Annotated in this window: 17 protein-coding genes and 1 tRNA gene; 6 read left to right on the top strand and 12 right to left on the bottom strand. The window is 34.2% G+C overall.

Annotation, left to right across the window (positions count from 1 at the left end):
- Window positions 1-3048 (top strand): putative Ig domain-containing protein (locus VI621_RS01790; RefSeq protein WP_324216681.1); only part of this gene is annotated, 3048 nt, incomplete at its 5' end.
- A gap of 6 nt (window positions 3049-3054) precedes the next feature.
- Here the strand turns inward: VI621_RS01790 and rfbD are convergent.
- The 7 genes from rfbD to VI621_RS01755 all read right to left on the bottom strand — a co-directional run bounded on the left by rfbD (window position 3055) and on the right by VI621_RS01755 (window position 10117).
- Window positions 3055-3897 carry a dTDP-4-dehydrorhamnose reductase gene (gene rfbD, locus VI621_RS01785; protein WP_324216680.1) on the bottom strand — a complete coding sequence of 281 codons (843 nt, stop codon included), beginning with the start codon at window positions 3895-3897 and terminating at the stop codon, window positions 3055-3057.
- On the bottom strand, window positions 3891-4442 hold the full coding sequence (gene rfbC, locus VI621_RS01780; protein WP_324216679.1) for a dTDP-4-dehydrorhamnose 3,5-epimerase: 552 nt from the start codon (window positions 4440-4442) through the stop codon (window positions 3891-3893). Before rfbC ends, rfbD begins: the two co-directional genes overlap by 7 nt.
- Before the next feature lie 72 nt (window positions 4443-4514).
- A complete protein-coding gene (gene rfbA, locus VI621_RS01775) occupies window positions 4515-5372 on the bottom strand; it encodes a glucose-1-phosphate thymidylyltransferase RfbA (RefSeq protein WP_324216678.1) in 858 nt (285 codons plus the stop codon).
- A gap of 6 nt (window positions 5373-5378) precedes the next feature.
- The gene (locus VI621_RS01770) at window positions 5379-6362 is read right to left on the bottom strand and encodes a hypothetical protein (RefSeq protein ID WP_324216677.1); all 984 of its coding nucleotides are present in this window, start codon (window positions 6360-6362) and stop codon (window positions 5379-5381) included.
- Window positions 6363-6371: 9 nt separating this feature from the next.
- Window positions 6372-8060 (bottom strand): DUF6909 family protein, encoded by a 1689-nt coding sequence (locus tag VI621_RS01765; RefSeq protein WP_324216676.1) that lies wholly within the window; start codon window positions 8058-8060, stop codon window positions 6372-6374.
- A gap of 36 nt (window positions 8061-8096) precedes the next feature.
- Window positions 8097-9584: a GH3 auxin-responsive promoter family protein gene (locus VI621_RS01760; RefSeq protein WP_324216675.1), complete on the bottom strand. Its 1488-nt coding sequence runs from the start codon at window positions 9582-9584 to the stop codon at window positions 8097-8099.
- A 38-nt stretch (window positions 9585-9622) separates the two neighbouring features.
- Window positions 9623-10117, bottom strand: a complete 495-nt coding sequence (locus VI621_RS01755) for a peptidase (protein WP_324216674.1) — start codon at window positions 10115-10117, stop codon at window positions 9623-9625.
- Between the two features lie 213 nt (window positions 10118-10330).
- On the opposite strand from VI621_RS01755, the gene VI621_RS01750 reads away from it, so the two are divergent.
- A complete protein-coding gene (locus tag VI621_RS01750) occupies window positions 10331-10510 on the top strand; it encodes a twin-arginine translocase TatA/TatE family subunit (RefSeq protein WP_324216673.1) in 180 nt (59 codons plus the stop codon).
- A gap of 78 nt (window positions 10511-10588) precedes the next feature.
- Here the strand turns inward: VI621_RS01750 and VI621_RS01745 are convergent, their stop codons facing one another.
- Window positions 10589-12715 carry a Tex family protein gene (locus tag VI621_RS01745; RefSeq protein ID WP_324216672.1) on the bottom strand — a complete coding sequence of 709 codons (2127 nt, stop codon included), beginning with the start codon at window positions 12713-12715 and terminating at the stop codon, window positions 10589-10591.
- Between the two features lie 55 nt (window positions 12716-12770).
- Between VI621_RS01745 and VI621_RS01740 the strand changes: the two genes are divergently transcribed.
- On the top strand, window positions 12771-13034 hold the full coding sequence (locus VI621_RS01740; RefSeq protein ID WP_324216671.1) for a DUF1294 domain-containing protein: 264 nt from the start codon (window positions 12771-12773) through the stop codon (window positions 13032-13034).
- Window positions 13035-13162: 128 nt separating this feature from the next.
- Here VI621_RS01740 and rpiB read toward each other — a convergent pair whose 3' ends face one another.
- The gene (gene rpiB / locus VI621_RS01735; protein ID WP_324216670.1) at window positions 13163-13594 is read right to left on the bottom strand and encodes a ribose 5-phosphate isomerase B; all 432 of its coding nucleotides are present in this window, start codon (window positions 13592-13594) and stop codon (window positions 13163-13165) included.
- Window positions 13595-14221: 627 nt separating this feature from the next.
- Entirely contained in the window at window positions 14222-14461 is a 240-nt protein-coding gene (locus VI621_RS01730) for a DUF2007 domain-containing protein (RefSeq protein ID WP_324216669.1), read from the bottom strand.
- A gap of 146 nt (window positions 14462-14607) precedes the next feature.
- On the opposite strand from VI621_RS01730, the gene rnr reads away from it, so the two are divergent.
- From rnr to VI621_RS01715, 3 genes are all read left to right on the top strand, one after another.
- Window positions 14608-16797, top strand: a complete 2190-nt coding sequence (gene rnr / locus VI621_RS01725) for a ribonuclease R (protein ID WP_324216668.1) — start codon at window positions 14608-14610, stop codon at window positions 16795-16797.
- Between the two features lie 11 nt (window positions 16798-16808).
- Window positions 16809-17483, top strand: coding sequence for a head GIN domain-containing protein (locus VI621_RS01720; RefSeq protein WP_324216667.1), 675 nt, complete (start codon window positions 16809-16811; stop codon window positions 17481-17483).
- Between the two features lie 72 nt (window positions 17484-17555).
- Window positions 17556-18239, top strand: coding sequence for a LysE family translocator (locus VI621_RS01715; protein ID WP_324216666.1), 684 nt, complete (start codon window positions 17556-17558; stop codon window positions 18237-18239).
- A 524-nt stretch (window positions 18240-18763) separates the two neighbouring features.
- On the opposite strand, the gene VI621_RS01710 is transcribed toward VI621_RS01715, so the two are convergent.
- A tRNA-Cys gene (locus VI621_RS01710) sits at window positions 18764-18834 on the bottom strand.
- A 114-nt stretch (window positions 18835-18948) separates the two neighbouring features.
- A complete protein-coding gene (folB, locus tag VI621_RS01705; RefSeq protein ID WP_324216665.1) occupies window positions 18949-19308 on the bottom strand; it encodes a dihydroneopterin aldolase in 360 nt (119 codons plus the stop codon).
- Window positions 19309-19321 lie beyond the last annotated feature (13 nt).

The following is a 19321-nucleotide window of genomic DNA, read 5'->3' as shown; positions in this document are numbered from 1 at the left end:
ATGTTTAGAGATGCTTTAAATCATGAATTGGTCAAATCACTGCGTCTTGAAACAGAAGCTTGTCAACAAAATATCATATTTATAAATGGGGAATATTGGGGGATTTTAGGTTTAAGAGAAAAATATGATAACAACTATTTTAAACAAGTCTATAATATTCCGTCAGACGAAATAGATGTTTTAGAAAACCAGGGATCAGTCGAAGAAGGTGATAATGTTGATTATAATGCCATGTATAACTACTTTGAAAACAACAGTTTGGTAAGTGACACTAATTACAATTATATAAAAACACAATTGGATCCAGAAAATTTTACGGATTATTTTACAACAAATATCTATTTTTATAATCGGGATTGGCCGGGAAATAACATTATATATTGGAGAAAAAAAACGGCCGCTTATCTGCCAAATGCACCATATGGTCATGATGGAAGATGGAGATGGGCCATTCATGATATGGATTCAACTTTTAGAGATGCTTTTTACAATTCTCTGGCTGATGCCACCGCTACTAATGGCCCTTCGGCGCCAAATCCGGCATGGTCAACTTTATTATTACGCAAACTTTTAGAAAACAATTCTTTTAAAATTGATTTTATCAATCGTTTTGCCGATTTAATGAACACTTCCTTCCTTTCGTCAAGAATTATCGCTACAATCGATTCCATGAAAGCGGTATTAGCACCGGAAATGAATGATCAATATTTCAGATGGAAAGCCCCTGTTGACAATACCGATTGGAATTATTTTATTAATAAAGAAAAGGAATTTGCCAACACCAGACCCGCATTCCAAAGGGACCATATTCGGGCAAAATTTGGTATTAGTTCGAATATCAATGCAACTCTGAATGTTTCCGACCCAAGTCATGGTTTTATTAAAATGAATACCATCAATATTGCTGACGGAACGCCTGGAATTACTGGAAATCCTTATCCTTGGACAGGAATTTATTTTCATAATATTCCTGTAAAATTGAAAGCAATTCCTAAACCTGGATTTGTATTCAGCCACTGGAGTGGTGCTTCTACAAGCACAAATACCGAAATTACTATCACTCCTACTGCAAGTTTTTCAGTTACTGCACATTTTATTCCGGAGGGTCCGATAGAAACCAGTGTCCCTGTTTATTTTTGGATGATGGATAGTGCCCTGCCAAATAATGTTCCGCTGGAAACACTAAACTCAACTTACGAATTAGGAACGGATGGTCTTATACAATACCAATCCTGTCTTGTTGGTTATCCTTTTACTGCTTCAAATACAAATTGGAGAAAAGCCTCAATGGAAAGAAGAAATAGCCCTACAGCAATAAATTACAGACCGGAAGCCAATAGTAATCTTCCTTATGATGCAAATGTGATGAGAGGTTTACAAATTAAACAGCCATTTCAAAGCGGTGGTTTAGAAAACACAATGTTATTTAATTTTTCTACAGATGGGTATAAAAACATTAAATTTTCATTTGCTGCCATGAACGAGCTTACGGGTGTTACAGGCATAGCTGTTGATTATGCAGTTAATTCAGGAACACCTATTTGGATTACTACCGGATTAACATCGACCTCATTGCCTATAACTGGTGTTTTTCAATTGTTTCAAATTGATTTTTCTTCGATAACATCGGCAAATGACAATGCGGATTTTAAAGTGAGGTTACGGTTTACTGGCACAAATTTGACTGTTGATGATGGCAACAGGGTGACTTTTAATAATTTTTCAGTTGATGGGGTACAATTACCGATCTCTCTTAGCGTCAGTTATTCTTCGCCAAATGTATTTACAAAAAATAATGCTATCACTAATTTAAATCCAACCGTTTCAGGAGGAACGGTCATAAGTTATAGCATTGTACCGAGTTTACCAGCGGGCTTATCATTGGACACCTCAACTGGTTTGATTTCCGGAACGCCAACCGTCATTTCTCCAACAGAAACTTATATAATCACAGCCACAAATTCTGGAGGAAGCGCAACGTTTAATATCGTAATTACTGTTAATGATGCGGCTCCAAGTTCTTTGAGTTATACTTCGCCAAATGTATTTACAAAAAATAATGCTATCACTAATTTGAATCCATCTGTTTCAGGAGGAACAGTTATAAGTTATAGCGTTGTACCAAGTTTACCCGCCGGCTTATCATTGGACACCTCAACCGGAGTAATTTCTGGAACGCCAACCGGGATTTCTCCAACAGGAACTTATATAATCTCAGCCACAAATTCTGGAGGAAGCAAAACGTTTAATATCGTAATTACTGTTAATGATTCGGCACCAAGTTCTTTGAGTTATACTTCGCCCAATATATTTACAAAAAATAATGCTATCACTAATTTGAATCCATCTGTTTCAGGAGGGACAGTTGTAAGTTATAGCGTTGGGCCCGATTTACCAACAGGTTTATCATTGGATACCTCAACCGGTGTAATTTCCGGAACACCTACAGTGGTTTATCCAACAGAAACTTATATAATCACAGCCACAAATTCTGGAGGAGATACAACTGCTAATGTAATAATTACTGTTAATGACGCGGCGCCAAGTTCTTTGAGTTATACTTCGCCAAATATGTTTACAAAAAATAATGCTATCAATAATTTAACTCCAACCGTTTCAGGAGGAACGGTCATAAGTTATAGCGTTGTACCGAGTTTACCAGCGGGCTTATCATTGGACACCTCAACCGGAGTGATTTCCGGAACGCCTACCGTGGTTTCTCCAACAGAAACTTATATAATCACAGCCACAAATTCTGGAGGAAACACCACTTTTAATATCGTAATTACCGTTGAAGATCCTCTGTCAGTAAACAATAATAATGTGGACAACATCATAATATATCCAAATCCATTTTCATATGCTGTGAATGTTATTGGTATTACTGCCAATGTTTCTTATAAAATATATACAATTGATGGGAAATTGATAAAAAAAGGTACAATTCTAACTTCTGGAATTGAGTTATCTGAGCTGCCAAATGGCGTATATTTATTGCAATTGCAATTGGATGATAAACTAGAAATCAAAAAAATAATTAAGAAATAAGTTACCTTATAAATTCTTTTCAATCAAAGAATCTTCCCAGTTTTTTATATCAATTCCGAAAACTGTTTTAATTTTTGTTTTGTCAAGAACGCTATATTTCGGTCTTTGCGCAGGAGTTGGAAATTGGGTTGTCGGAATGGGTTTTAAATCGATTTTAACTTTATTGATTTCAAATATTTTCTTTGCAAAATCATACCAACTGGCGGCACCTTCATTGCTGAAATGATAGATTCCATATGCTTTTTTATCGCTTAAAATAATTTTTATCAAAGCTTCCGCTAAGTCTACAGCATGTGTTGGTGTTCCAATTTGGTCATTAACAACACCTAATGATGTTCTCTCTTTTGCCAAACGCAACATGGTTTTCATGAAGTTATTTCCAAAATCAGAATACAACCATGAAGTTCTGATGATGTAATAATTTTCGAGAATTTCCTGAATCGTTTTTTCTCCGTCTAACTTGGTTTGCCCGTATTCACTCTGAGGATTTGTTGCATCATCTTCTGTATATGGGATTGCTTTTTTTCCGTCAAAAACAAAATCGGTGGAAACATGAAGTAATGTGACATTAAAATCCTTGCAAACTTCGGCTAGATTTTTAGCTCCAATAACATTGATCAAATCGGCATTTTCTGGCTCACTTTCCGCTTTGTCAACTGCGGTATAGGCAGCCGTATTGATACAAAAATCTGGTTTTTCTTTTTCGAAAACAGTCTTTATTGAATCCTTATTTGTAATGTCCAGTTCTTTTGAACTCGTAAATACAAATTGAATTTTTGGATACTTTTTTGAAACAAACTGTAAAGCCTGACCTAATTGCCCGTTAGCACCTGTTACTAAAACTACCATACTTTCCTGGCGTTATCAAGTGCTGGCAAAACTGTATCTTTCTCCGAAATCAATAATTCACTCGTTGGAAATTGCCAGTCGATATTTACTGTCGGGTCATTATAAATCAACCCGCCTTCGGATTCTTTGTTATAAAAATTATCACACTTATAAAAGAAAGCCGCTGTTTCGCTCAATACTAAGAAACCATGGGCAAAACCTCTGGGAACGAAAAACTGCTTTTGATTTTCTGCAGAAAGCAATACGGAAACATATTGTCCGAAAGTCTCAGAATCAGGTCTTAAATCAACCACCACATCAAGAACTTCACCGCTAAGAACCCGAACCAATTTGGCTTGAGCATGTTCACCCGTTTGATAATGCAAACCGCGCAAAACGCCTTTTGTAGAAAACGATTGATTGTCCTGCACAAAATGTACGGACTGTCCTATTCCTTTTTGAAATGTATTTTCATTGAAACTTTCCATAAAATAACCCCTTTCATCTCTGATGATTTTTGGCTCAATTATGAAACATCCTTCTAATTTTGTTGGAATAAAATTCATTTTTATTGTAATTCTTCTCGATATTCCGATAACAGAATCAGAATATTCGAAGTGACGTATTTGTTTTTTTTACTAAATTATGCTTAACAGATGCGTTCCGTAGCCACTTTTTAATAGTGGTAGCGCCAAAATCTCTAATTGTTCCGCATCGATGAATCCCATTTTAAATGCAGCTTCTTCGATTGAACCAATTTTCAAACCTTGTCTTTCTTCAATTACCTGCACAAATTGGGAAGCCTGCATCAGTGAATTGAATGTTCCCGTATCGAGCCAAGCGGTTCCTCTGTCTAGAATACTCACTTTGAGTTTACCTCTTTTTAAATATTCCTTGTTCACATCGGTTATTTCAAGCTCTCCCCGATGACTTGGTTTTATGTTTGCTGCAATTTCGACTACATCATTATCATAAAAATAAATCCCTGGAACTGCATAGTTGGATTTTGGTTTTTCCGGTTTTTCCTCAATAGAAAGTACTTTGCCGTTTGCATCGAAATCAACCACACCATAACGCTCCGGGTCGTGAACGTGATAGGCATAAATAATGCCGCCATCCGGATTATTATTGGCTTTAAGCAATTCCGACAGTCCGGTTCCGTAGAAAATATTATCTCCTAAAACTAACGCGACTTTGTCTTTTCCAATGAATTCTTTTCCAATGATAAATGCTTCGGCCAAACCATTTGGATTTTCCTGAACAGCGTATTCAAAACGGCAGCCCAGTTTTTTTCCGTCACCCAGTAATTGTTGGAATAATGGCAAGTCATGAGGGGTAGAAATAATTAAAATTTCATTTATTCCTGCCCACATTAAGGTTGACAATGGATAATATATCATTGGTTTATCATAGATTGGCATCAACTGTTTGCTAACCGCTAACGTTAATGGATGTAATCTTGTTCCTGAACCTCCGGCTAATATTATTCCTTTCATATATTTTTAATTTTGTTGTGCTAACAAACTTTGTTTTCTGTAAAATGCCCTAAAAACGTGCCCTATTAAAAACAAAGCTATAAAAAGCATAGGTAAAATAAATTTTAGTTTCCCATTAACAGATTTGATGCTTTTGATATTTAAAGTAAAACTATTTTCTTTAACAATTTTATCTAAATTAACTAACTCTATTCTATGCGAACCTTGTTCATTTATTAAAATATCCTTGGTTTTAATAACATCATTAAGTTGTGTATTTTCATTATAGTAAACCAATTTATCACTTTTTTGATTGCTTCCAATGGTATTTGAGAATTGATTTAAAACGCCATCTATCTGAGCAATTGTAGTGTCATTTGCCTTCATTTTTATTTGAATATTATTCAGATATTCTTTTTGAATTACTTTATAATAATCGCTTTCATTAAAATAAGCCATTAAAGGATTTAATGTTTTTTCAGTTGAGCTGATATCTTTTGTAGTATAAGAGATTAAATGGTAAGTGTAGTTTTTACTTGTTAGATTATCTTCTACAATTTTCTTTAAATCACCATCTTCAGCCATTAATTTTAATAATTCGAAATTTTGTTCATTATTATTAATGAATTTATAAACATCTACTATTGGCTCAATTTCAATTTTGGCTATTTTTTCTGGATTTTTAATCCCAATTTTCTTTAAAAATAAAGTATCATTTTCTATAATTTTTGATTTTAAAAGATTCACTTTTGAATACAAATAATCCGTACTTCCAAAATTAGGCATTACAATGATTTGATGGTCATAGGTTTTTAAAGTTTTGTCCAGAAATATTCCAGCTCCAACTCCAACTATGAATAAAACAATCAAAACAATAATGTTTCTGAAAACAAATTGAATACCACTAAAAAACAAGCTGTTCAGATTTTGAAAAAAACCGCCTATTTTTTTTGAAATTAACGACAAATCAATTTCCTGATCCTCAACATTTTTTGGTGAGTTTGTACTCATAATATGATTTTATTTTACGTTAAAAATTTGTTCCAATATTTTAATGGTAATCAAATAAGTAGGTTTTACTCCCGTTGTCCCAAGTCCTCCAGAAGCTAATGTGCTTCCGGTTTCCAATGGATTATCCGAAGCATAATAAGCATATCTCACCTTCACATCCGGGTTGATGCTTTTTCTGATTTTTGATGCTGACTGAATCGCTTTTTGATAATAAGCGCCTTCCATCTCCAAACCAATAACACCCCAAGTTGAATTGTGGAAAAATTTCAATAAGTCTTTATTCTGCAATGATGTTCCTAAAACCGTAACCATTGGCCCTTCAAAAACGGCAATGTCATTTCCGTCAAGCATTTCCTTTGTTAACTCGTTTTCAAAAGTGTAGTTATCGCCCGTTCCTTCATTGATATGAGCAGATGGAATCATAATATCCCCTTTGCCTCCTTGAAGAATTCCGGCTTTTCCCATGATGGAAACCGATTCCACATTCAAAAATATTTTATTCTCTTTTGTCTCCTGATAAGGTTTCAATAATTCATCAATGGTTTCATAAGCCTGCTCTCCAAAAGCATAATCCATAACGATAATGACAGGTTTTGCCTCTAGTTTAGCACCCGGAAATGCTGATTTTTTTACTTCAATTTTTGCGGTATCAAAAATCTGGACATCGATATTGGTTCCCGAAGTATCCGGAAGTGAAATCATACCGTGCAATTTTGCGAAATCTTCAACTTTATCTCTAACCTCATGCGCACCCGATTTACTTAATTCTTCATAAATAAAGAAATCCGATTTGTCCTTGAATTTGGTTTTCAACACATGCGTTGCAAAAATAGAATTCATCACACTGTGCATATTGGCGCTGATAATATGAATCGGTCTGTCTAGCAATTCGTTGTCCCTTAGGACTTCTTTGATATTCGTTGCCCAAATTTCACCATGAATATGATGTCCTAAACGCTCTCTTAGAATCGGGCTGAAAGTAATGGTTCTCTTGTTGTTTCCCAAGACTTCTTCCAAAGCTAATTTTCCCAACCAATAAATAATGTGCAGAAAACGGTCTGGTTTTTCAGAAGTTCCAAAAGCTTCATAAATATCCAAAACCTCAGCAAATGTTCTTCCAAGAATATTGGCTGTATGCGAGATGGCTTTCTCTTTATCAATTAAGGCTAATTTCTTATTTGATAAAACGGCTTGTTCCAGTTTTTGCCAGTCGCGGGTTAATTCGCCACTTTCGTCAACCAAAACCCGGTCTTTAATCTTATGGGATTCGATAAAGATGAAAGTTAGATGCGTCAAAATATCGTAGATGTCTGAACGTCCACGGGTGATTTCAACATTCATTTGTTCGTCATCAATACGATAGCAATTTCTTCTTCTTTTAGGAGGAATAATGGCTTTGAAATGAGATTTCGAATACCCTTCATCCGATGTTAAATTGATAAAACGACATTCTTCAATTCCTACCGGAAGTCTTTCTATTACATATAAAAGTCCGCTTAATTCTACCTTTTCTTCGGCAATGGTACCATATATTTCAGGTCGTAAAGACAATAATGCTTCTCGTAACGTTTCGCCCGAAACTCCCATAGGTTTATAGAATCCTCTATTAAACAAATGGCGCATCGTGATGTATAACTTTTCAACAGCACTAGATGATTCTTGTGCTCTTGATCTAACTATGTTTTTAATTTCTTTCATTAATATTTCATTTTGTAACCTGCAAATGTATGTTTTTTATTTTTTATTTAATTCATTCACAATTTTTCTATCATTGCTTAGCCTTGGAATTTTGTTTTGGCCTCCTAATTTTCCAATGGATTTCATGTAATCCTGAAAGCCGTTTTTTGCCACTTTTGTGATTACTAATTTTCTCAAAACTTTGCCAACAATCAAATCATCGTAATATACATTTTGTTTTCGCATCGAATTATCTATTTTCAATACAAAATCGTCCATATTCTCCGGTTCATTTTCAAATTCAATAAACCACTCATGATAAGGCAAACCTTCCTTTGGGGTGATTTGTGGCGCAACGGTAAATTCATTGACACGAACCTTCGTTCCAATCACGGCTTCCTGCAAGGCCGATTCTACTTCTTTGCCAATGACGTGTTCGCCAAAAGCTGAAATGTAATGTTTTATTCTTCCCGAAACAATCACGCGATAGGGTTTTGTGGAGGTAAACTGAATCGTATCACCAATATTATAACCCCAAAGTCCCGCATTTGTTGATATAATCAAAACATAGTTTACTCCAATTTCTACTTCGCCTATGGTATATCGCCTTGGGTTTTCGGTAAAGAATTCCTCTGATTTTATAAATTCATAAAAAATTCCGGCGTTTAAAAGCAGCAACATTCCTTTTTCCTTTTGCGAATCCTGATAGGCAAAAAATCCTTCGGAAGCTGGGAATAGTTCGATACTGTCTACTTTTCGGCCAATTAAATTTTCGAATTTGGCACGATACGGTTCATAATTAACGCCGCCATAAATAAACAGATTGAAGTTTTTGAATAGTTCTCCAACCGGCTTCCCTCCTTTTTCGTATAATTTTTCAAAATACATTTGAACCCAGGACGGAATTCCGGATATCACCGTCATGTCTTTATCAAAAGTCTCTTCGACAATGGCATCGACTTTGGTTTCCCAATCTTCTATGCAATTGGTTTTCAAAGTTGGCATTCGGTTTTTCTGTAAATATTTCGGAACAAAATGCGCCACAATTCCAGATAATCTTCCGAGTTTTATCCCGTTTTTTTCTTCAAGAATAGGACTTCCTTGTAAGAAAATCATTTTCCCGTCTACAAAATCAGCATTTCCGGTTTCGTGGATATAATGCAGAATCGCATTTCTTGCTGCCTCAATATGAAAAGGCATCGATTCCTTGGTCAGCGGAATATATTTTGCCCCGGAAGTTGTCCCTGAAGTTTTGGCAAAATACAATGGTTTTCCTTTCCAAAGTATATTTTCCTGCCCTTTTATAACCTTATCAACATAGGGTTTTAAGGCTTCATAATCCCGAATAGGAACGTTTTTGGCAAAATCTTCAAATGTTTTTATCCGGTTGAAATGATGGTCTGTGCCAAACTGCGTTTTTTTCGCCTGACGAATTAAATCCAAAAAAACTTTGCGTTGGGTTTCAACAGGATTATTGGCCCAAATTTGAGTTTTTTTGTAGATTTTTTTGGCAAAAATTTTTGCGGCAACTGACTTTACTGACATTTCGTTTTGTTTATTCTTAAATAGAAAAAGTGCGGGTGCTATTTCGATTTTGATTCATTATAAATTTGCTTTTCTTCTTTTGCGACTTCTTCCCTTAGTTTCAATTCTTCCTCAGATGGGTTTAAATCTACTTTTGAGGCATCAATCATTTCGGCCGCAATAAGGGAATCTTTGTTGAATTTGGCATATTCCAATTCGCCCGTCAGTACTTTTTTAATAGATTCGATATAAGCTTCGTTTTTCTTTAGAGCATTAGCCAGAGAATCCGATTTTAAAGCCAATTCAGTAGCATCCTTTTTTAATTTTGAGGAAGAGTAACCTGGAATAAATTCCCGTAAAGGAGTAAATGCAATGATATAAGTGGTTACAAAAACGATGATGATCATTCCTACTGAAGCCACCACAAAGACATTCATTAAAGTAAGTTTTAAAGAGAAAATCTCTTCAAAAGTGTCTTCATTCAAAATAACCAAACGGTTTTTGGTGAATAATTTTTTCTTTAGGACCTGTCGTTTTTGTCTTTTTTGGGACATTCTTAGTGTTTATAATACAAATATAATAATTTAAGTCGCTTTTAAAGCTTTGCGCTTTTACTGTTGTGTTAAATTATTAGAATTTTAACTCTAAGGCGCTAACAAACCAAAATCATAAATATTTACTAATTAGTGAAAAGAAATACCAGTTTTTCTATTTATCTTTGTGCCAATATTTATTACAAATTTGCTTAGGCATTAATTATCATAATCATGGGAAGAATAGGTTTACCAGAAATCCTTATTATATTGGCTGTCGTTTTATTACTTTTTGGAGGTAAAAAAATTCCTGAATTGATGAAAGGTCTTGGAAGCGGTATCAAAGAATTCAAGAATGCGGCTAAAGACGATAAGCAACCAGCTGACAAAAAAGAAGACGAAACAAAAGAATAAATTTCTTAAGATTTCAATAATTAAAATTCCAAATTATGCGTGATTCCTAATCCGCATAATTTGGAATTTCTTTTTTTACTATAAAATCATACTCAACTGTACTCGTTTTCGATCTTCATCTACTTCGGTTACTTTTACCTGAACGTGTTGGTGTAGTTTCACTACTTCATTCACATCCGAAACAAAACCAGCTTTGAGTTGTGAAATATGAACCAAGCCACTTTCCTTAATTCCAACATCGACAAAACAACCAAAATTGGTAATATTATTGACAATTCCGGGTAAAATCATTCCGGTTTTCAAATCTTTGATGCTTTTTACGGTGGGATCAAATTCAAAAACTTTAGCCGATTTTCTCGGGTCTAATCCAGGTTTTTCGAGTTCTTTAATAATGTCTTTTAATCCTAATAAACCAATTTCAGGAGTGACATAGTTTTCTGGTTTTATTAATGATGTTATTGCGGTATTGGCTATTAAATCATGAACGGAAACTTTCAAATCTTTTGCCATTTTTTCCACAATAGGATAAGCTTCAGGATGAACGGCAGAATTGTCCAGCGGGTTTTTAGCATTCGAAATTCGGATAAAAGCCGCCCCTTGCTGGAATGCTTTTTCTCCCAAACGCGGTACTTTTTTGAGTTGTTTTCGGTTTTCAAACGGACCATTTTCGGTACGGTATTGCACAATATTTTCGGCCATTTTTTCGCCAATTCCCGAAACATAACTTAACAAGTGTTTGCTCGCCGTATTAATGTTAATCCCAACAGAATTCACGCAACGCACCACAACAGTATCCAGTTCTTCCTTTAATTTCGTCTGATCTACATCGTGTTGGTATTGGCCAACACCAATGGCTTTCGGGTCAATTTTTACCAATTCCGCTAACGGATCGGATAATCTTCTTCCGATGGAAACGGCACCACGAACGGTTACATCATAATTCGGGAATTCATCCCTTGCAATTTTTGAAGCCGAATATACCGAGGCTCCGGCTTCGCTTACAATAAAAACCTGAACCGGTTTGTCGAAGGCGATTTTTTTGATAAAAAATTCGGTCTCGCGAGAAGCGGTCCCGTTTCCGATAGAAATCGCATCAATTTGATACGCATTTACCATCGAACGGATTTTTTTCATCGCCATGGCGGTTTCATTCTGAGGCGCATGCGGATAAATATTTTCGTTGTACAACAAATCGCCTTTTTCGTCCAGACAGACTACTTTGCAGCCGCTTCGAAATCCGGGATCGATGGCTAAAATCCTTTTTTCGCCCAATGGCGGCGCAAGTAACAATTGCCCTAAATTATTGGCAAAAACCTGAATAGAATTTGCATCCGCTTTGGTTTTGGCTTCCTGCAATGCTTCGTTGGAAATCGCTGGCGCCAATAATCTTTTGAAACTATCGTCGATGGCTTTTTTTAAATGTGGCGTGGTGTCGTTATTATTTTTAATCACCAATTCCCGCATCATTTCGATGGCTTCATCGGTTTCGACTTCGATTTTCATTTTCACGAAACCTTCATTTTCTGCACGAAGCATCGCTAATAATCGATGAGAAGGCGTTTTATTCAAACCTTCTGACCAATCGAAATATTGATCAAATTTTTGGGCTTTTTCGTCGTCTTTTTTGGTTTTTACCACTTTGGTGGTGATGGTTGCTTTGCGCTGATAAATTCTTCGCAATTGTTTGCGCACATAAATATTTTCGTTTATCCATTCGGCGATAATGTCTCTGGCGCCTTGTAGGGCTTCGTCTTCATTGATCACTTTTTCGTTTAGATATTTTGAAGCAATAAAATCGATATCGCCATTATTTTGCGCCATAATCATTTTGGCTAAAGGTTCCAATCCATTTTCACGAGCAACATCTGCTTTGGTTTTTTTCTTCTTTTTGAAAGGCAGATAGAAATCTTCCAATTCATTCAAATCGAAACTTTGTTGGATTTTTTTATCTAATTCCGACGTAAGCGCGTTTTGTTCCTGAATGGATTTTAAAATGGCTTCTTTCCGTTTAACAATGACTTCATAATCCTTTTGCAACTTGGCAATTTGCTCAATCACAACCTCGTCCAGATTACCCGTTTTGTCTTTTCGATAACGGGAAATAAACGGAATGGTGCAATCTTCTTGTAATAATTGAACCGTGTTTTGAATATTTGTTGCCGTTGTTGCAACCTGTTGTTTGATGAAATCGATGTTGTTGGTCATTATAGAATCGTTTTGAAGTCGTGAAAATACTATCTTTGAGTGAATTTTTATTGCAATGAATGAATTATTCTATTACTTTTTAGCGGTCAATATTTTATCATTTTCGATTACGGGGATAGATAAATGGTATGCCGTTCGTCAAAAATTTAGGGTTTCAGAAAAAATACTTTTAGTCTTTGTTTTGATTGGTGGTACTATTGGCTCTGCAATTGCAATGTTGTTATTCCGACATAAAATTTCGAAATTATCTTATTTGTCGAAATTTTTCGCGGTTGTTTTATTACAAATTGCGGTCTTTTATTTTATAAAGAGGTATTAACGCTTCAATAGCATTTGCCTTCTCTGGAAATTCATTGAATACAGACTTATTTATAAAAAATTCCAATCTTAAATAAATTACTTTATAAACGATTGGAATTTTTTTTTGTCTGAGATTATGAAATCTATTTATTTACAGGCAATTTTATCTACTCTGTTTTGGTGTCTTCCGCCTTCAAATGGAGTGTTGATAAACGTTGCAACCATTTCTACCGCTTGTGCAATAGAAGTATATCGCGCCGGTAAACTTATAACATTAGCATCATTATGTTGGCGCGCTAATGCGGCAATTTCTTTCATCCAGCACAAAGCAACCCGAACACCCTGATGTTTATTGGCTGACATGGCAATTCCGTTTCCGCTTCCGCAAATTAAGATCCCAAAATCTGCTTTTCCGTTGGTGATATCCTTTGCTACCGGATGCGCAAAATCGGGATAATCCACACTATCCGAATTATCGGTTCCGTGATTGGTAACTTCGTGTCCATTTGCCTGAAGCATTTCTACAATTGCCTTTTTATATTCTGGTCCTGCATGGTCGTTTCCGATGGAGATTTTCATAATGTAGTTGTGTTTGTTTCGAGTACAAATTTACCAAAAGAAATGATTGATTGATTATCCACTTGTGCTTTAATTTTATAAAGATTAAAAGCATTGAAAATCAGTTACTTCACAAATTTGTATCTTATATATAATGTAATAAAAATGTTAAATTTTTGTAATGTTAATAGCATTTCGTAATCAACTGATAATCAGTTTACTTTAAATTAACATTAAATGTTCATAACTTTAGATAGAATTTTAGAACTATTTTTTGGTAGTAACGAAAAAAAACCTAATCCAAAATTGACTTGGATAAAACTAATTTAGTTAGGGGAATTTTTAGAATAGTTATCAATATAAAAAATGGTGTTGTTAACAAAAATCCATGGAGGAACTTATTTACAAAATCATATCATTTTCGATTGTTAACAGTTGTTTATTAAATTTAAAAACCGTTTCATTTTAAGCTGATTAAACCCTTTATTGTATGTTGATAACTCTTTATAACAATGTTTAACTTCAAATCAATGCTTAAAAAAATAAACTTATTGTAACTATTAACAAGCTATAATAACAACCAAAAAATATTTTAAATTTAAATTTTCTTTTTGTTGTATTTAATATATGTTGACAACTTTTGTGTACTTAAACGATTTTTAAATTCGTTTCATCGTTTAATTGATCCAAAATTTCTTTTACGGTTTCAATATCGTTTGGATGGACTTTTAATTTGATGCCTCCCAAAGCCTGAGTATACATTGGAGCAATTGTGGTCATCATTTCATTTTCGAAATAATAATGCAACTGGGCATCATCCAATAAATGTTTTAAAATAACGATTTCATGAGGATAATAAAAAATAGCGACTGTTACAAATTCTTCCATCGTTTTTGATTTCTTTCTATAAAGATACGAAGATTTGATTTTTGATTTTCTACTACTTTTTAAAAGTTATATTTTATTTAAAACTGCCTATTAACAGCCAACAACTGATAACTATTTTGTAATTTTAAACTTTTAAGAACAGATTTATGAGTAAAAGACTAAGAAAACCGGTTAAAAAAGAGAATGATTTAACCGACAAAATTTTAAAAATACTATCACAAAGCGCGAATAAAGTATTCAATTATAAGCAAATAGGAGCGAAGTTAGAACTTGACGATACGCAGAGCAGAAATCAAATTATCAAAGATTTGAAGATTCTGGCAGCGCAAAAAAAGATTGACGAAGTAGAACCCGGAAAATACGTTGTTGTAGGGTCCAGTAAAGATTACTACGAAGGAAAAGTGGACATGACCGGAAGAAAAACGGCGTATTTTGTATGTCCCGATTTTGAAGAAGATGTATTTATTCCGACCAATAATTTGAATCATGCTTTGGATGGCGATACCGTAAAAGTCTATGTTTACAATAGAAGAAGCGGAAGAAGAGCCGAAGGAGAAGTGATTGAAATCATTGAAAGAAAGAAAACGGATTTCGTTGGTGTTATTGATATTCAAAAGAATTTTGCTTTTGTATCGACTGCCAATCCAAAAATGTACACCGATATTTTTATTCCAAAAAACAAATTAGGAGAAGCAGAAAATGGGGATGTAGTTTTGGTTCATATCGAAGATTGGCCTGCCAGAGCTGACAGTCCTTTCGGTTCTGTGGTTAAAGTTCTAGGAAAACCCGGAGAACATGATACTGAAATTCATGCGATTTTGGCCGAATATGGTTTACCTGCAGAATTTCCATTAGATGTTGAGCTTTACGCACAAAAAATAGATACAACGATTCAGGAAAGTGAAATTGCCAATCGTCGTGATATGCGCGATACCTTGACTTTTACCATTGACCCGAAAGATGCTAAAGATTTTGATGATGCGTTGTCTTTCAAAAAATTAGAAAACGGAAATTACGAAATAGGTATTCATATCGCCGATGTTTCTTTTTATTTAAAAGAAGGAACTATCTTGGATGAAGAAGCCTATCAACGTGCCACATCAGTGTATTTAGTGGATAGAGTTGTTCCAATGTTGCCGGAAGTATTGTCTAATTTTGCGTGTTCCTTACGTCCAAATGAAGAAAAATATACATTTTCAGCAGTTTTTGAAATTACCGATAAATCCGAAGTAGTGAACCAATGGTTTGGAAGAACCGTGATTCATTCGAATCAGCGTTTTTCTTATGAAGAAGCGCAATATATCATAGAAACCAAAGATGATACTATTCCAAAAGAAACTTCCATTACAGGAGATTCCTATGTGGTTTCTGATGAAATTGTTCAGGCAACTTTAAAGTTAGATCAATTAGCCAAAATTTTCAGAAGAAAAAGAATGGCTGAAGGAGCGATTTCTTTTGATAAAGTAGAAGTAAAATTCAACTTAAATGAGAAATATGAACCGGTTGGTGTTTTCTTTAAAATTTCAAAAGATGCCAATCATCTGATTGAAGAATTTATGCTATTGGCCAATAAAAAAGTGGCAGAATTCATTGGAAAACAAAAGAAAACTTTTGTGTATCGTATTCATGATGAGCCAAATGAAGATAAATTATTGGCGATGCAAACGCTTATTGCAAAATTTGGTTACAAAATAGATTTAAGCAATAAAGCCGATATTTCTAAATCGTTAAATACTTTATTGAGTGAAGTTGTTGGTAAAAAAGAACAAAATCTAATCGATACGTTGGCAATCAGAACGATGAGTAAAGCCAAATATTCGACCGATAATATTGGCCATTATGGGTTGGCTTTTGAGTATTACTCGCATTTTACCTCGCCAATTCGTCGTTATCCTGACGTTATGGTGCATCGATTATTGCAGCATTATTTAGACGGAGGAAAATCGGTTGATGAAGATTTGTACGAAACTAAGTGTCTGCATTCTTCTACGATGGAAGGTTTGGCTACAAATGCGGAGCGTGACAGCATTAAATACATGCAGGTGCGTTATATGCAGGATCATAAAGATCAGGAGTTCTTAGGCGTTATTTCTGGTGTAACCGAATGGGGAATTTTTGTTGAAATCATCGAAAACAAATGCGAAGGAATGGTCAGAATTCGAGAAATCAAAGACGATTATTACACATTTGATGAAAAACAATATGCTCTGGTTGGAGCTACCACTCAAAATTTATTACAATTAGGTGACGAAATTTACGTTAAAGTAAAAAACGCTGATTTAGTAAAAAAACAATTGGATTTTAATTTTATTAGAAAAAACGGAAGTAATAATTAATAACTAAAATTATGAACTATAAATTAATCGTGTTGCTTTTGATAGCACAAATAGGATTTTCACAGGAAAAAATCACTAAAAATTTAGGGGATTTTGATGAGATAAAAGTATTGGATAAAATTTCGGTTCAATTGATTCCTTCGAATGAAAATAGAATTGAAATTTCAGGAAAAAACAATTCGGATGTGGAAATAATCAATAAAAATGGCGAACTGAAAATCAGAATGCCATTGGATAAATTCTTAAAAGGGGATGATGTAACGGCACTTTTATATTTCAAAAAAATTGAAAGTGTTGAAGCTTCCGAAGGTTCTTATATTTCCAGTGAAAAGCCGTTTAAACAAATAGCTTTGGCTATTAATTCTAAAACTGGTTCTCATATTAAACTTAATTTAGAAGTTCAAAAAGTGAAGATTCGCAGTGCTTCAGGAGGTATTGTAGAATTAGAAGGAACCGCTAAAAATCAAGAAGTTATTATTTCTACTGGCGGAATTTTAAAAGCTAAAGATTTACAAACAGCACAAACAACGGTTACTGTGAGTACTGGCGGTAATGCCGATATTCGGGCTTCTGAGCTGGTTGATGCTAAAGTTAAAGCAGGCGGAGTCATTACGATTTTCGGTAAACCAAAGCAAATCAATCAGAAAACGGTTCTTGGCGGAACTATTGTGGAAAGTAACCGATAGATTTATATTTTAAATTATCTTTGCATCACTTTATTTTTTGAATTTTCAATTCAATTTTTTTAATTTCATTTAATGATTGAAGATATTTTAACCGGAATTCCTCTCGGAATTTTCTTAAGTTTTCTTATAGGACCTGTATTCTTTGTGCTGCTGGAAACCAGTGCCGTAAAAGGATTCAGAGCGGCTTTGGTATTTGATTTAGGCGTGGTTTTAGCCGATGTTTTTTTTATTGCAATTGCTTATTTCAGCAGTTATCGATTAATTCAGAGTATTAAAGGCAATCCGGCCATATTTATCTTTGGCGGTATTTTAATGATGACCTACGGCCTTGTTTCTTTTATAAGATTAAGAAAAGTAGGTAAAAATACTGAAGATGATGATGAAGTGGTGGTCGTAGGCCTGATGAAAAAAAATTATCTCAATTTATTTATTAAAGGTTTTTTATTGAATTTTATAAATGTTGGCGTACTGTTATTTTGGTTTTTAATATTAATAACAATCGGGCCAAAATTAGATTTAGAAACTTCAAGAATGTTGACTTTTTTTACCTCGGTAATTTTGACCTATCTGATTGTAGACATTGGTAAGATGCTTTTGGCCAAACAATTAAGACACAAATTAACACCAGCAAATATTCTAAAAACTAAAAAAGTAATCAGTATTGTATTGATTATTTTTGGATTAACCATTATGTTTCAGGGTTGGTTTCCAAGTGATCAAAAAATGGTCAGACAAGCATTAGAGAAAATGGAATAAAATATATAAGCCCTGAAATTCAGGGTTTTTTTATGTTTTGATTCTTTTCTACAGTATTTCCTTTATTCAATTTTTTATAAAAATTACACATAAAAAAAACCTCTAAATTTCATTGAAGGTTTTTGAGACATCGTATTTTTATTCAGAACCGGAGTATTTCTTTTATTCAATTTTTTATAAAAATTATACATAAAAAAACCTCCAAATTGCTGCCGAAGGTTTTTGAGACACCCTGTTTTTATTCAGAACCGGAGTATTTCCTTTATTAAATTTTTTATAAAAATCACACATAAAAAAACCTCCAAATTGCTGCCGAAGGTTTTTGAGACATCGTATTTTTATTCAGAACCGGATTGTTTCCTCTATTCAATTTTTCATAAAAATTACACATAAAAAAACCTCCAAATTGCTGCCGAAGGTTTTTGTGACATCGTATTTTATTCAGAACCGGAGTGTTTCCTTTATTCAATTTTTTATAAAAATTACACATAAAAAAAACCTCCAAATTTCTTTGAAGGTTTTTGAGGCATCGTCCGGATTCGAACCGGAGTAGGAGCTTTTGCAGAGCCCAGCCTAGCCACTCGGCCACGACGCCATTATTGAATGGATGGCAAAAGTAATTAAAAAGATTAAAAGTTTAAAGTTTAAAGTTTAAAACTTTTAAAAAATATTAATCCAGGACCTTAATTTAAATTCTAAAATTCAAAAGTTAATTTCTGTATTCTTCCATTTCTATAGTAACTGCTTCAACATCACCGCCAATAGGAGGATTTAATTTTGAAACACCCAAAAGTATTCTGGAAACAGAAGGAATTTCCTTGAAAACCCTGGTGATGATTCTATGTCCCACATGTTCCAATAAATGAGAACGGATTTCCATTTCTTCCACTACAATTTTATTTAGGAGCACATAATCCACGGTATCTTTTAAATCATCAGAAACACATGATTTTCTCAAATCGGTTTTAATTTCTAAGTCAACCGTGTAATCTGAACCAATTTTTCCTTCTTCAAGCAAGCAACCGTGGTAGGAGTAAGTGCGTATATTTTTTAATTTAATAGAGCCCATTTTGAGTGTATTC

Source organism: Flavobacterium sp. (genome assembly GCF_035292545.1).
GTDB lineage: Bacteria > Bacteroidota > Bacteroidia > Flavobacteriales > Flavobacteriaceae > Flavobacterium.
The sequence above is the reverse complement of the archived record's forward strand: the minus strand, read 5'-3'. Positions and strand labels throughout refer to the sequence as shown.